At 33.7% G+C, this 13,832-nt stretch carries 16 protein-coding genes; all 16 read right to left on the bottom strand.

Annotated elements, in window-relative coordinates; translation table 11 throughout:
* Nucleotides 1-23 precede the first annotated feature (23 nt).
* The 16 genes from GYM72_RS03670 to GYM72_RS03595 are packed head-to-tail and all read right to left on the bottom strand — an operon-like array spanning nt 24 to nt 13,612.
* Nucleotides 24-713, bottom strand: a complete 690-nt coding sequence (locus tag GYM72_RS03670; protein WP_166006553.1) for an MOSC domain-containing protein — start codon at nt 711-713, stop codon at nt 24-26.
* 4 nt (nt 714-717) lie between these two features.
* Entirely contained in the window at nt 718-1,155 is a 438-nt protein-coding gene (locus GYM72_RS03665) for a molybdenum cofactor biosynthesis protein MoaE (protein ID WP_220264737.1), read from the bottom strand.
* 12 nt (nt 1,156-1,167) lie between these two features.
* The gene (moeB, locus tag GYM72_RS03660; protein ID WP_220264736.1) at nt 1,168-2,253 is read right to left on the bottom strand and encodes a HesA/MoeB/ThiF family protein; all 1,086 of its coding nucleotides are present in this window, start codon (nt 2,251-2,253) and stop codon (nt 1,168-1,170) included.
* A 20-nt stretch (nt 2,254-2,273) separates the two neighbouring features.
* On the bottom strand, nt 2,274-2,504 hold the full coding sequence (locus GYM72_RS03655; protein WP_160556462.1) for a MoaD/ThiS family protein: 231 nt from the start codon (nt 2,502-2,504) through the stop codon (nt 2,274-2,276).
* Nucleotides 2,501-3,067 (bottom strand): molybdenum cofactor guanylyltransferase, encoded by a 567-nt coding sequence (locus GYM72_RS03650; RefSeq protein ID WP_220264735.1) that lies wholly within the window; start codon nt 3,065-3,067, stop codon nt 2,501-2,503. Before GYM72_RS03650 ends, GYM72_RS03655 begins: the two co-directional genes overlap by 4 nt.
* Before the next feature lie 2 nt (nt 3,068-3,069).
* Nucleotides 3,070-3,393, bottom strand: a complete 324-nt coding sequence (locus GYM72_RS03645) for a winged helix-turn-helix domain-containing protein (protein WP_160542289.1) — start codon at nt 3,391-3,393, stop codon at nt 3,070-3,072.
* On the bottom strand, nt 3,381-4,574 hold the full coding sequence (locus tag GYM72_RS03640; RefSeq protein ID WP_220264734.1) for a molybdopterin molybdotransferase MoeA: 1,194 nt from the start codon (nt 4,572-4,574) through the stop codon (nt 3,381-3,383). The genes GYM72_RS03645 and GYM72_RS03640 overlap by 13 nt, the downstream gene beginning before the upstream one ends.
* 38 nt (nt 4,575-4,612) lie before the next feature.
* Nucleotides 4,613-5,596 (bottom strand): GTP 3',8-cyclase MoaA, encoded by a 984-nt coding sequence (moaA, locus tag GYM72_RS03635; RefSeq protein WP_220264733.1) that lies wholly within the window; start codon nt 5,594-5,596, stop codon nt 4,613-4,615.
* The gene (locus GYM72_RS03630) at nt 5,589-5,861 is read right to left on the bottom strand and encodes a hypothetical protein (RefSeq protein ID WP_105297392.1); all 273 of its coding nucleotides are present in this window, start codon (nt 5,859-5,861) and stop codon (nt 5,589-5,591) included. Before GYM72_RS03630 ends, moaA begins: the two co-directional genes overlap by 8 nt.
* 4 nt (nt 5,862-5,865) lie before the next feature.
* Nucleotides 5,866-6,372 carry a Rieske (2Fe-2S) protein gene (locus tag GYM72_RS03625; protein WP_105297391.1) on the bottom strand — a complete coding sequence of 169 codons (507 nt, stop codon included), beginning with the start codon at nt 6,370-6,372 and terminating at the stop codon, nt 5,866-5,868.
* Between the two features lie 14 nt (nt 6,373-6,386).
* On the bottom strand, nt 6,387-6,956 hold the full coding sequence (locus tag GYM72_RS03620) for a 4Fe-4S dicluster domain-containing protein (RefSeq protein WP_105297390.1): 570 nt from the start codon (nt 6,954-6,956) through the stop codon (nt 6,387-6,389).
* A 10-nt stretch (nt 6,957-6,966) separates the two neighbouring features.
* On the bottom strand, nt 6,967-9,189 hold the full coding sequence (locus GYM72_RS03615) for a molybdopterin oxidoreductase family protein (RefSeq protein WP_160556454.1): 2,223 nt from the start codon (nt 9,187-9,189) through the stop codon (nt 6,967-6,969).
* Between the two features lie 47 nt (nt 9,190-9,236).
* Nucleotides 9,237-10,292 (bottom strand): respiratory nitrate reductase subunit gamma, encoded by a 1,056-nt coding sequence (locus GYM72_RS03610; RefSeq protein WP_160542293.1) that lies wholly within the window; start codon nt 10,290-10,292, stop codon nt 9,237-9,239.
* Nucleotides 10,293-10,308: 16 nt separating this feature from the next.
* Nucleotides 10,309-11,664, bottom strand: a complete 1,356-nt coding sequence (locus GYM72_RS03605; RefSeq protein WP_160542294.1) for an MFS transporter — start codon at nt 11,662-11,664, stop codon at nt 10,309-10,311.
* Nucleotides 11,665-11,698: 34 nt separating this feature from the next.
* On the bottom strand, nt 11,699-13,174 hold the full coding sequence (locus GYM72_RS03600; protein ID WP_160567470.1) for a nitrate/nitrite transporter: 1,476 nt from the start codon (nt 13,172-13,174) through the stop codon (nt 11,699-11,701).
* A gap of 48 nt (nt 13,175-13,222) precedes the next feature.
* Nucleotides 13,223-13,612, bottom strand: a complete 390-nt coding sequence (locus tag GYM72_RS03595; RefSeq protein WP_105297385.1) for an Rrf2 family transcriptional regulator — start codon at nt 13,610-13,612, stop codon at nt 13,223-13,225.
* Nucleotides 13,613-13,832 lie beyond the last annotated feature (220 nt).

Here is a 13,832-nt window from a genome sequence, read left to right as displayed (position 1 = left end):
TTTTAGTTAATAATTAATTTTCTCTATTTAAACAACCGTTTATCCCAATTTTCAATGGTTCCATTTTCTAAACGATTGCTAAATATTTTTTTCCAACTTAGTGCTAATGATTTTATCTTTAATAATTTGTTTAAAATTTCCTTATCTAAACAATTTTCTTTTTTATATAAAATAGTTAATAAATAGGTTAAACTATACTCGGGGTATGGCCGATCTATTAGCTCAATAGTATCTCCTTGTTTCAAACTTCCTTCTTCCAATACACGATAATACCATCCTGTTTTTAAACTTTCTTGTACTCTAAGCGACATATCACTGCATTGAAAATGATAATTTAATTTCCAACACGGTTGTCTGGCTTGACTGACTTCTAACACGCAGCTGCCGATTTTATAAATATCTCCGATCATGACCGTCTCTTCCGTCATTCCTAATGAGGAAATATTTTCACCGAATGCTCCTGATTTCTCTAATAAAGGAAGTTCAGGCAAAGACGTTTTCCAATATTCATAATTTTCAAAGGCATATTGATGTACCGCTTTTTCTTCTCCTCCATGGTTGATCTTATCACTCTGTTCATCATTAATTAATCCCAATTTGGATACCTTTTGCGAATCGGTAACTTTTTTTTTGTTAATGGCGCTTTGATATTCTGTGTTAGCCAAGCGTTGTATTTTACCTGCATGTAAAGAGCTAATTAAAGGTTTTTTCATGGTTTTATTGTTTGTTTTCTTTCCATTGGTAGCTGTTATCGCTAAATATTTCTTTACCCCAAATGGGAAGTTCTTTTTTTATTCTCTCAACTAATTCGTCACAAGCCAGCATAGCAGGTTTTCTATGTTTAGATGATGTAAAAACAAAAAGACAAATTCCGCCTTTTTTTACTAAACCGAGACTATGATATACATGTATACACAACAAATCGTATTTAGAAAATATTTCTTCCCGTAGTTGTGAAAGTTTTTCAACGGCCATTTCTTGATAGGCGGTAAATTCTATTCCTTCAACTTCCTTTCCTTCAACTATATCTGCTCTAACTTGTCCTAAAAAAATGCTATGTCCTCCAATATCTTTTTTATGAGTATGGCTTTGAATACTTTCAGAAATAAATTCTGCGGGTATAGCTCCCTCTAAAAATGGATATATTTTTTTCATATAATTTTCTATTTAAAAAATCGTGTCAATTCCGTTTCGAATATGCCATATAGCTTTATTGGGAAACAATTCTTTGGCTATCTCGACAGCTCGGCTGCTGCGTATTCCCGTTTTACAAACAAATACAATTGTGTCAAATTTTTCAAGAATAGGTATATTTTCTTCAATCACAGACAACGGAATTTGTATATAATCGAAACCGGAAATTTTGGGTAGTTCATTTTCATTTCTTACATCAACCAGTATCGATTTTTCATTGGAAAGTACTTCTTCCAACCGGGAAAGATTTTCAATTTCATTTTCGGATGAAAAAATTCCACAACTACATTCATAATCGATTGCTTTAAATTCATCTTCATTTTTTGGAGTTGAATTTTTTTCCGACTCGGCAAAATTAATAATTCGAGTACTATAATACAAGATGTTAAATATCATTAATTTATGTACTAAAGGTTCTCCGATACCTGTAATTAATTTTATAACTTCTTGGGCTTGTATAGTGCCAATTATACCCGTCAGAGTACCCAAAACTCCTGTCTCATTGCAGGTTGGAACTTCTGAAGGTTTGGGTGGATCAGGAAACAAATCTCTGTAATTGGTTTTCATTTTATCTTTTTCCACATTGAATACAGAAACTTGACCTTCATATTGGTAAATGGCTCCATATACTAAGGGAATATTTTTTAAAGTACAAATATCATTAAGAAGGTACCGTACCTGAAAATTATCTGTACAATCTACAACGATTTCATAGGAATCTATAAGTTTACATACGTTTTTTGAAGTAACCTTTTCCTTGAAAGAGATAATTTTAATAGTTGAGTTCATTTCTTCCAGCCTTTCTTTTGCTGCTTCCGATTTAAACTTTCCTATATCGCCTTCTTTGAATAAAATTTGTCTATGCAAATTGGTTAATTCAACAGTATCATAATCAACAATTCCCAATTGTCCAACTCCGGCTGAAGCTAAATATTGAAGCACGGGGCAACCCAATCCTCCAGCTCCCACCACCAATACACGAGACTTACAAAGTTTATTCTGGGCTTCCACACCAAATCCGGACAAAATTATTTGTCTGTTATATCTTTTAAAATCCATCGATTGATTAAATTAAATTTTTATCCTCCGGAATATGGCGGAAGTAAAGCTATTTCTGCACCTTCCGGTATCGGGTCTGTTTCTTTTGCATTTTGGTTATTAACAATAATCAAATAATTTAAAGATTTTAATTCAGGAAAATAAGTTTCCAATATTTCTTTAAGCTCTGAAACAGTATTAACTTTATCATTTAGTTGATATTTTTCGTTCTGAAAAATATCGGTTAATTTCCCGAAAATTTTAATATTCATATTGTTTTAAAATTTTTTTCGATTTTCTTAAATTCTTCTTGGGTATTTATATTTGAAAAGATATCTTTTTCAATTATCTCAGTTAGATCAATTACTTTAGATTCGGATTCTATAATAAATTCCGTCAATTTTAATTGGTTATCGGCTAGTTTATCTTCTATAAATTGTAGTGCATCATAGGTATATATTCCAAACAATGGTTGAATTCTTCTGCTATAACTTGCTATGGTGGCTAAATTAGTACTGAGGTTGTTAACTAGATAATTAATTGCTTCGAGGGTAATAAAAGGCATATCACAACTTACAACAAATACATCTTTTTTTGAGTGATCTAATGCTGCATGAATTCCTCCCAATGGTCCTTTATTTTTAATCTTATCTGCAACCAATTCTAAACCGAATTGCTTATATTCTTCTTTATCCGTATTAATTTTAACCGATGGAAAACATTGGGATAAAACTTCAATGCTGTATTGTATTATAGGAATTCCGTTTAGTTTTTTTAAACCTTTATCCTCTCCCATGCGAGTACTTTTTCCTCCTGCAAGGATATAAGCTTCCATTGTTATAAAGTTTTGGTTTTAAACAAATTAAACTGTCCGTTTATTTTTTTATATTCTTCCACAATTTTTTTCCCTTCTTTTGTCAAGAAAGCACCTCCCCCATTTTTACCTCCCAGATTTTTAAAAACCAGCGGTGTATTGGAATATTCGTTCATTTCTCTTACCATTCCCCATGCTTTTCTATAAGGTATACCGATTTCTCTGGCCGCAGCGGCTATAGATCCGGTTTCCTCAATACTGTTCAATAATTCGGCCCGTCCCCTGCCTATTTTTAAGCCGTGGGTGGTTTCTAACCAAATAAATCCTTCTATTTTTAAATTCTCCATACTCTAACTTTTTCCCCTTGACGGATCATTCTTTCCTCTCCCGATATTTCCACTATACAATTCGCACTACTAAATGAATTCATTTTATAGGATTCTTGAGAGGATGTTATGCTTACCTCTCCATTTTTTAAATGCCCTTTTAAAAAATTAGTGAGTTTATTTTTTTTGTTAAAGTCATTTAGCAACTGGGCATCTTCATAGGAATTAAAAATATGATTTTCCCCTTTCAATCCTTTTAAGAAAGGACGAACATATTGATAAAAACACGTTAAAACGGATGCGGGATTACCGGGTAAGGCAAATACATAATGTTGTTCTTTTTTACCAAAATACAGAGGTTTACCCGGTTTTTGCTGAATTTTATAAAAAAGTTGGTGTATCTCTGCTCTTTCTAAGCTTTCTTTTACATAATCATAATCTCCTACAGAAATACCTCCTGTAAGCAATAATACATCAACTTCAGCTATTCTTGTTTGGATTTCATGAAATGTTTTTTCTTTATCATCAGAAACTTTTACTATAAATTCAACTGAAATATCCATTTCTTTTAAAGCAGATTGGAGCGTAATTGAGTTACTCTCATATATTTGTCCTTTTTTTAAAGGTGTTCCTGCCGTAATTAATTCATTCCCTGTAACAATAATACCAATTTTTGGTGAAGAAAAAACGTGTACCTTTTCAATTCCAAAACCTGCTAACATACCTATAACACCCGGTGTAATCAATGTGTTTTCTGCTGCCACTAATTCACCCTTTTTTGTTTGAGAACCTAGGGGGCGTATGTTATCTCCTTTTTGAAATTCTCCTTTTTGAACTAGTAATTTATTATTTTCAACGGTTGCTTTTTCTTGCATGACTACTATATCTGCGCCGATCGGAATCATTGCTCCGGTAAATATTCGAGCTGCTTCTCCTCTCTTTAGAGTTGGCAATTCAGTTTGTCCCGCTTGTATGACGTATTTAACCGTTATTTCGTTTTTATCCACCCAATCTTGATAGCAAAAAGCGTATCCGTCCATCGCTGAATTGGTAAAATTCGGTACGTCTATGGGTGCATATATTGGTTTAGCTATATACGAATGCAAAGAATCGCTCAAATTCTTCTCACGAATGGGACATTTAATACGTATTTCATTGGAAATAAGGGTTCTCGCTTCAGATACTGTTATAAATTCATTCATGTTTCAATAGGTTTTTTTTAGCATATCGAAAAGAAAAGTTAACCGCCAATTTTAATCATACTCCTGTTTTTAAGATATTCGGGATTTAATTTTATAAAATTTTCAAATTGACCTCCCATCTTTTTATGTTTGTTTTTTAGAAAAGATTGTATGAGCGGTTCAATATCTTCACCTTTTCGTAAGGTTCCTAAAATATCAAATTCATCTTTTCCAAAAAGACAATTTTTCATCTTTCCGTCAGCAGTAATTCTCATTCTATTACATCCTTGACAAAAAGGTTGACTCATGGTTGTTATAAAGGCAAAAGTTCCTTCATAACCTTTAACTTTGAATTTTTTGGTTGTATCGTGGTTGTGATCCTGAATTTTCTCATAAATAAAATGAGAATCTATTTCATCCAACATTTCGTCCATAGTAATTACCTTATTTTTTTCCCATTGATTTCCATTAAAGGGCATAAATTCTATGAAACGAACTTGTATTGGAAAATTTTTGGTTAATGAGATGAAGTCTTTTATTTCGTCATCATTAACATTTTTCATTAGTACTGTGTTGAGTTTAACCTGAAAACCTCGGTTTACGAAAAGTAAAATATTATTCCAAACTTGAGAGAATGCATTACGCTTTGTAAGGAATTTAAATTTTTCTTCTTGTAAACTGTCAATGCTGATATTTACTGTATGCAATCCTATCTCTTTTAATAAATCCGCATACTTATGTAAAAGCACCCCGTTGGTTGTTAAATTCAATTCTACCGGTAAAGTAGACAACCTTTTAACTATTTCTTCAAAATCACGTCTTACCAAAGGTTCTCCTCCGGTAAGACGTATTTTATTTACTTGATATTTAGTAAACGTTTTAGCTATGCTGAAAATTTCTTCCGGACTCATTAATTTTCCGTAAGGCAAACACTGCATTTTTTCATTGGGCATGCAATAAATGCAACGAAAATTACAACTGTCTGTAAGAGAAATTCTCAAATAATTATGAATTCGATTATAACTATCAACTAGTTTATTCATATTTATTATTAGGATCTTTTTTTAGATTTTTAGGTGGTTCCGGTAAATATCTTAGTAAAAAGACGGCTGAGAAGAAAAGAAAAACCGAACCTCCAAATGTTGCCCAAGCAAACGCCTGGTTATCATCTAACGCATTGTTCAATGCTCCATACATCATCCATACCTGCAAGGTTAAAATTAATATTAATATAACAATAATTGCAGACATTAATGTATTAATTTTATTTGAATTTGCTGAATTTTGAACTTCTTTGAAATTATTCATATTCTTAGGCTTTATCTTTATCTGTTACGTATACTTTTCCATCTCTTATTACAACAGACAGTTGCGGTAAGGGTCTTGGCGGCGGACCTTGCAGTACTTCTCCTGTTTCAGGATTAAAAAACCCTTTATGACAAGGACAAACGATTTTATTTTGATCGTGATCATATAATACCGCACAAGATAAATGAGTGCATTTTTGTTCAAAACATCTCCATTTATCTTCACCTAAATGTATAAGTATATAGGGTACTTTATGGTTTTCATTAATTACAAAGGCTTTCATCTTTCCAATAGGAACTTCTGTTGAGTTACAAACAAAATATTCTTCATCCAGCCTTTTTTTAGGAAATAATAAAGATTTAGCAGCTATTGCACCGTTTCCTATAGCCAATCCACCGGATAGTAGGCATAAAAACTTTGCAAATTCTCTTCTTGAAACATGCGTTGCTTCATCCTGCTTTATAGGAAAATCTGTTTTCCAAATGGGTTTCTCTTTATCTTTTTTTGACATTTTCTTCAATATTATTAGTGAACTTTTAACTCGGTACTTCCTTTTGGCATCATAATATTTACTTTGGTAACTACTTCTTGTTTACCAAAAATAAACTTATTCACCGGTGTACTGTTCGGACGTTTTGCTTCTATTTCTTCTAAAGTTCCATAGAATAGTGCTCCACTTGGACAAACCGTTGCGCACATAGGTTTTAGTCCTGCACTGGTACGGTCGTAACACATATTACATTTCATCATTAGTTCTGCTTCTTCCATTTTTTTAGGTACTCCGAATGGACAAGCCATTACGCAGTTAGAACATCCGATACAACGAGAAGTATTTGCTGAATGTACTACACCGAAAGTATCTTTAGTTATGGCATCAGCCGGACAAACATTAGCACAAACGGGGTCATCGCAATGCATACAAACCTGTACAGTGGTTTGTATGGTATGTTTACGATCAACATAATGGATATTGATCATACTGTCCTGTCCGTTAGTTTCACACTCAGCACACGCCATTTCACATGCATGACATCCAATGCACCTTTGCATGTCCACGAAAAAGCCTACATTTTTATTATATTCTGTACTTACCATATTTTCTAATTTATCCAATTGAACTTTGGAATGCTTTGGATTCTTCTTCTTTTGATAATTTTTTACCTGTATTAATTAATTTACATGCACATACTTTAAATTCGGGCATTTTGGAAACAGCATCTAAAGTTGATATTGTTAATTGATTCACCGAATGTTTTCCTCCCCAGTGATACGGTATAAATACGGTATCTTCTCTGATGGTTTCTACAACATTGGCAGGAACTATCATTTCTCCTCTTCGAGTTACTACTCGAATTAAATCACTATCTTGTATACCGTATTTTTGTGCCAGATTAGGATGTATTTCTAATAAAGGTTCAGGATATTGGTCCACCAATTTTCCGATCCTTCTGGTTTGCGTACCGCTTAGATATTGAGAAACAACCCGTCCTGTAGTTAAAATAATCGGATATTCTTCATCGGTCATTTCTGAAGATAAGCGATAAGGGGCCGGATTGAAATGTGCTTTTCCATCAGGTGTTTTAAATTTATAATCTTCCCAAAGCCTAGGAGTACCCGGATGTCCTATTTCGGGACAAGGCCAAAAAACTCCCATTTCTTTTTCAATTCGATCGTAAGTTATTCCATAATAATCAGCTCTACTGTTTCTGGAAGCTATTCTCAATTCATTGAAAATTTCTTCGCTGTTTTTATACGGGAAATAAGATTCTACTCCTAACCTTCTGGCTAATTCCAAAATAATACTGGTATCGGTTCTGGCATCTCCCGGAGGAGTTACACATTGACGCACACGAACAACCCTTCCTTCTGCTGTGGTAACCGTACCTTCTTCTTCTTCCTGCAGGGATCCTGCTAAAACTAAATCGGCATAACGTGCGGTTTCACTTAAAAAGAAGTCTATGGCTACATAGAATTCTAATTTTTCTAAGGCAGAACGTACGTAATTATTATTAGGTAAAGAAACTAAAGGATTAAAGCAAATGGATATAAGCCCTTTGATTTCTCCTCTATGGATTGCCTCAATAATTTCCCAAGCACTGTACCCTTTGTGCGGTAAATCTTTTTCATCGATTCCCCATATTTCGGAAACTACTTTTCTGTCTTCAGGATTTTCTATATCTCTGTTACCGGGAAGTTGATCACATTTGTGTCCGTGTTCTCTACCTCCTTGTCCGTTTCCTTGACCTGTTATGGTACCATAACCACAATAAGGCTTTCCAAGTCTTCCGGTTGCCAACACTAAATTAATGCATCCAACTACATTATCTACCCCTTTGGAATGTTGCTCGATTCCTCTGGCATGTAATAAGAAGCTGGTTTTAGCTTTACCCCATATTTCGGCTGCTTTGCGTATTTTATCTGCTGAAACACCGGTTACCTCTTCAGCCCATTCTACCGTATGATCTTGAATTGACTGTAAGGTTTCTTCTAAACCTGAAGTGTGTTTTTCAATAAATTCATGGTCTACCCAATCGTTGTCAAATAAGATTTTAAGTATAGCTCCGTATAAAGCAGAGTCTGTACCCGGACGTAAATCTAAATGTAAGTCTGCAGTTCTGGCAAACGGAGTTACTCTTGGATCGACTACCACTAACTTTGCACCGTTATCTCTGGCTTCCCAAAGTCGATAAGTTAAAGTAGGAAACGTTTCACTCACATTTGCTCCGGCTACCATGATAACTTCCGCATGTTTCAAATCTGCCCAACTGTTGGAAGATCGGTCCATTCCGAATGCTTTTTTATTACCTGCTCCGGCACTAACCATACAAAGTCTTCCGTTGTAGTCCAAATTAGCTGTTTTTAAAGCTACACGAGCAAATTTACCGATCATGTAACTCTTTTCATTGGTTAGTGAAACTCCTGAAAGCATAGCAAAGGCATTGTTTCCATATTCCCCTTGAATTCTATGAATTTCTGAAATTATCTTGTCAAATGAATCATCCCAAGAAATAGGTTTAAAACCTTCGTTTTCAACCCTTTGCATCGGATGAAGTAATCGATCCGGATGATTATCTTGTAGATAACGCTGAACTCCTTTCGGACAAAGTCTTCCTTCATTAAAAGGAAACTCTTTCCAAGGTTCGAATCCGATTACTTTATTATCTTTTACTTTTAGCTGAATACCACATTGCATTCCGCAAAAACAACAATGTGTTTTTACAAGTTTATCTGGATCTGAAATTCCTTTGAAACCTTCTTTTGGTGTATAATTTTTATGAGGTCCAAATTGCTCTATAATTTTATCTCCATCTACAGGTAATTTAGCCATATAATTAATTTTATTTTATCTTTTTAATTACTATAGTTTCTATTTTATTATCCGAAGAAACTACCGGATTCTTTTCTAGCTTTGAGGTGAGCGATTGCAAGGGCAGATCGTTTTCCTTCCGGGCTATAGTCTAAATGACTGCTACCGTCTTCTAAGGTAAAGTCAAATCCCAATTCTTTGGTAACAGTTTTAAGGTCATTAACGTGCATTTTGGTAGCAAATTCCTCTTTGGTGTGAGGACACACCGCCATACCTTGTCTTATACCTTCTGTTTTATATATATTGGCACCTAGTTGCGCCGGACGTTGGAATATGTGGAAAAATTTTCCAAACGGCATCCATACTAAAAACAATATCACAGTAACCGCATGTGAAACTGACATGAATTGATTGGTTTTTCCGTCCAAATAGGTATAGTCGAAAACAATTCCTATTCCTGTTAATGATATGGCTATCAACAAAAGTAGCGGTAACCAATCTCCGTCAAATGTTTGCGTAGCTATTAAGCCTCCGTTGGTAAGCCTTCTTTTCATCATCATAATTGAACCGATGATAACTAATATAGAACACCAAACCAAAGCATGAAATACTAAAAAAGCAAAGAAAGATCCTAATTGAAAATCCATTACTTTAAAACCAAACATATGAGCTTCATAGGTGGACATTGAACCTGATTCTAAGGTAAAATGTATCCAACCGAAAGTTAGCGGAAAAGTTATACAAAATGCGATTAAACAACCGGTGGCTAACATAAAATGTCCTATCCATCGGGTTCGACCTCTCGGGTATATAAATTTTTGAAAAAGTATATTTTGACAAAATAATTTAAGCCCTCTTATTGCATAAGCGATAAAATGCTTACTGAAAAAAAACTGCCAAGAACGTCTCCAATACATTTTAGTTGGCGGACGTTGCAACCAAATGGAATAACGATAGGTTACTCCAAATACACAAAAGACAGCTCCAAATAAATAGGCTATTAATGCGGCGTCAAAATTTTGAAGATTGCGCGAACCTATAAAAACTAAGGCAATAATTAAGAGTGTAGCAATAGTTGCTTTTAACAATGCCGGTTTATTAAGTGTACTAAATGATTTAAACATAATTTTTATGATTTATTTAGCTTGGTCTTTCAGCTCCTTTTCTTTGATAGTAATACCAATTTATAGCAGTTGCTAAAAGTGAAAATATAAGTATTCCCCAGAAAAAAGAATTTACACTTTTCAATCCTGAAGCTTTAGATGATTGTAATTCAGCTCCAATAATCATTGAAAATATAAACGGTCCATAGGCTGCAATAGCTGCTGTCCACCCTATTACTCCTGCAGAATGTACCGGGTTATCTTTGAATATGATAGGAAATTGTCTGAAAGTTCCCGCATTTCCCATTCCTGAGAAAAAGAATATGGTTAACATCATAGCTAAGAATAAAGGAAATTGATCTATGGAAGTCGGTGCTACCAATCCCATAGTAATCATAACTGCAATACAACCTGCAAATCCTAGACCTGTAATTGTTGTTAATACGGCTCCTCCTACTCTATCTGCAACGAATCCAAAAGCTACTCTACTGGCAGAACCGATTAATGGACCATAAAATGCATATTTTAACGGATCCGGAGCTCCCGGAAAGTCACCATATAATGATTTTATCATTAACGGAAATGCTGCTGCAAGTCCGGAGAAAGTACCGAATGTCATAAAATAGGTAATTGTACAAAACCAAGTATGTTTAATTTTGAAAATCCCTAATTGTTCTTTAAATGATGATTTTAAAGGGATGCTTCGTAAGCCAAACCAACAAACTAAAGTCATTATTATTAGTATCGGTGCATATATTAAAGCCGGGCTTTGTAGATAAATCGGTTTAGTCGTTACTTCATGAGTAATTGGATCGGTAGTTTTTAAAATTTCCGGAGCTCCAACAATGGCTACTCCCAGTAAAGCCGGAGTTAAAAATTGTACGATACTTACTCCAAAATTACCAATACCTGCTTGTACTCCTAAAGCTGTTCCTTTTAAACGAGCCGGGAAAAACATATTGGTTGAAGGCATAAAAGATGAAAAGTCTCCACCTCCGAATCCCATTGTAAAAGCCAATACAGCAAATACCCAAAATGGAGTTTCGGGATTCATTACTGCTAAAGCTATACCGATTACCGGTATTAATTTTATTAAGGTAGAAAATGTAACGGTATGTCTTGTCCCGTAAATTGGGATTAAGAAAGTATGGACAATACGTAAAGTTCCGGCTGCTAATCCGGGAAGTGAAGCCAACCAGAATAGCTCTTTTTCAGTAAAGTTAAAACCAATACCCGGAAGTTTAGTTACAATACCACTCATTAAATACCATACGATAAATGATAGTGTTAGGGATATTGTAGTTATTGTCAATGTTCTCCAAGCTATTTTCTTACCTGTAGATTCCCAAAAATTATTGTCTTCAGGCTTCCATTCTTTTAGCCATGTACCCATATTTGAATTTATTTTAAGTTATAATTTGATTCTTTTATTTTTTTTCTATATCATTATAAATTTCAGGCATTTTCTCACGAGTCATTTTTAATATTACTCTGTGCATACAAATTAGACAGGTTAATGAAATAATAAATATTAATATCCAAGAACTGGTCCACAATCCTGTATAATTAAGAAAATATCCAAAAATAATTGGTCCGATAAATCCTCCCAATCCACCGATAAGGCCTACCATACCTCCTACAACTCCCACTTCATTAGGAAAATATTCAGGTATATGTTTGTAAACAGCTGCTTTTCCTATTCCCCAAGAAATTCCTATACATATTACCAATACTAAATAAACCCACATATTTGCATCAAAACTGATTTCAGTAATTCCTTTGGCTAATAAATCCTTTTTATTAACCTGCTGGTTTTCTTTTACAACAATTTCTTGCCAAGATTCTTTAGTTGGAAATATATCTTTTTTCTTATCTGCTCTATCTTCCTTTTCTTTAATTACATATTCTTTAGTGTCTACAGTTACGCTATTTGCCGTAACTTTAGTTACTATTCCTTTTTTGGCTGCAGAAACTCCTTGTCCATCCGTATAAATATCCATTTTAGGGAACATTAATAAGAAACTTAATGCGACAGAAGAGCCTAATACCCAATACATAACTTTCCTTGCTCCGAATTTATCTGAAAGATATCCCCCAAAGGCTCTTATTACTCCTGAAGGAAGACTAAAGTAAGAAGCAAACATTCCTGCTACAACTAGAGACGTTCCGTAAACGTTCATGAAATTGGGAACCAACCATTGAGAATAAGCTACGAAAAAACCGAATACTAATAAATAATACAAACCGAAACGCCATACTCTCCCTTTTTTTAATGGAGATAACATCTGATTCAAATTTCTGGCATTTCCGGCCGGTTTTTTATTTTTTGCAAATAGTAAAAATAAAATTCCTATAACCAACAACACTGTTGCATAAGTTATCGGAAGCATTTTCCATCCGTTATCTGGATCATTTTTTGAAAAATAATTTAAAAGAGTCGGTGCAAAAAAAGTGGTTAAAGCTGCTCCTGCATTTCCCATTCCAAAAATTCCCAGAGCTCTCCCTTGCCATTCTTTAGGATACCAAACAGAAGTATACCCTACTCCTATAGCAAAGCTTGTTCCTACAAATCCAAATAAAAAGCTTAATAAAGCAAATATCCAAAATGATTTTGCCATCGGTAGTAAAAATAAAGGAATGGAACAAAACAAAAGTAAACCTGCAAATACATATTTACCGCCGAATTTATCCGTTAAAATTCCGATAGGAAGTCGTAAAAGTGACCCTGTTAAAACAGGAATTCCCAACAGCCACCCTGTTTCTACCACTGAAAAATCAAATATGCCTTTATCTACTAAGTAAGTTACTAAAACACCATTGAGTGTCCAACAGGCAAAGCAAACCGTAAAGGCTAATGTATTTAAAAAAAGTATTTTGTGAGATTGAAGTAATTTAGTGCTCATTTAATAAAGTAGTTTAATAATAGTTAATAGTTGTATAATAGTTAATTGTTAGACTTCTAAGGTTGAATCCAAAACATATTTTTTAAAATCGTCTTTAATTTTATAAAATTTATGATGTAAAGGACAAGGGTTTTCTGAAGAACAATCTTTTAAACCTAAAAGGCATCGATTTATAGATTTTTCTCCATCAACTGCTATAACTATATCAGAAATCTTGATTTCTCCCAGTTCTCTGCTTAAAGTGAACCCGCCATTTTTACCTTTCATTGAAAACAATAAACCTGCTTTAACCAATTGCTGCAAAATTTTAGCAGTAAATGGCCCGGGAGTGCCTAATGCTTCACTTACCTCTTTGACTTGACGCAAATTATCTACTGTACTGTTAGCACTTAGATATATCATAATTTTAATTGCGTATTCACTTGTTTTTGAAAACATTATTTTCTAATGCAGAAATTAAACATAGTTTTATTTCTACAAATATACAAATTAAAAAATTATAATAAGACTTTTATATCCTATTATCTTCAATATTTAAAAAGATTATAAATAACTGATTCATTTTCAATTTCTTAACTTAATATACCATTTAATTTTATTATGTTTTTTTAAGATATAGGTATTAATATTTTATATTTATTTCACAATTTATATATCA

The organism is Apibacter sp. ESL0404 (genome assembly GCF_019469245.1).
Classification (GTDB): domain Bacteria; phylum Bacteroidota; class Bacteroidia; order Flavobacteriales; family Weeksellaceae; genus Apibacter.
Note: the sequence above shows the minus strand (reverse complement) of the source record. Positions and strands in the feature narration are given on the sequence as shown.

Bases quoted from the DNA above. Each gene is read 5' to 3' on its own strand.
- GYM72_RS03630 (WP_105297392.1), bottom strand. From the start codon at position 5,861: ATGAATAATTTCAAAGAAGTTCAAAATTCAGCAAATTCAAATAAAATT.
- GYM72_RS03620 (WP_105297390.1), bottom strand. From the start codon at position 6,956: ATGGTAAGTACAGAATATAATAAAAATGTAGGCTTTTTCGTGGACATG.
- GYM72_RS03655 (WP_160556462.1), bottom strand. From the start codon at position 2,504: ATGAATATTAAAATTTTCGGGAAATTAACCGATATTTTTCAGAACGAA.
- GYM72_RS03650 (WP_220264735.1), bottom strand. From the start codon at position 3,067: ATGGAAGCTTATATCCTTGCAGGAGGAAAAAGTACTCGCATGGGAGAG.
- moeB (WP_220264736.1), bottom strand. From the start codon at position 2,253: ATGGATTTTAAAAGATATAACAGACAAATAATTTTGTCCGGATTTGGT.
- moaA (WP_220264733.1), bottom strand. From the start codon at position 5,596: ATGAATAAACTAGTTGATAGTTATAATCGAATTCATAATTATTTGAGA.
- GYM72_RS03640 (WP_220264734.1), bottom strand. From the start codon at position 4,574: ATGAATGAATTTATAACAGTATCTGAAGCGAGAACCCTTATTTCCAAT.
- GYM72_RS03665 (WP_220264737.1), bottom strand. From the start codon at position 1,155: ATGAAAAAAATATATCCATTTTTAGAGGGAGCTATACCCGCAGAATTT.
- GYM72_RS03600 (WP_160567470.1), bottom strand. From the start codon at position 13,174: ATGAGCACTAAATTACTTCAATCTCACAAAATACTTTTTTTAAATACA.
- GYM72_RS03645 (WP_160542289.1), bottom strand. From the start codon at position 3,393: ATGGAGAATTTAAAAATAGAAGGATTTATTTGGTTAGAAACCACCCAC.
- GYM72_RS03615 (WP_160556454.1), bottom strand. From the start codon at position 9,189: ATGGCTAAATTACCTGTAGATGGAGATAAAATTATAGAGCAATTTGGA.
- GYM72_RS03670 (WP_166006553.1), bottom strand. From the start codon at position 713: ATGAAAAAACCTTTAATTAGCTCTTTACATGCAGGTAAAATACAACGC.
- GYM72_RS03625 (WP_105297391.1), bottom strand. From the start codon at position 6,372: ATGTCAAAAAAAGATAAAGAGAAACCCATTTGGAAAACAGATTTTCCT.
- GYM72_RS03610 (WP_160542293.1), bottom strand. From the start codon at position 10,292: ATGTTTAAATCATTTAGTACACTTAATAAACCGGCATTGTTAAAAGCA.
- GYM72_RS03595 (WP_105297385.1), bottom strand. From the start codon at position 13,612: ATGTTTTCAAAAACAAGTGAATACGCAATTAAAATTATGATATATCTA.
- GYM72_RS03605 (WP_160542294.1), bottom strand. From the start codon at position 11,664: ATGGGTACATGGCTAAAAGAATGGAAGCCTGAAGACAATAATTTTTGG.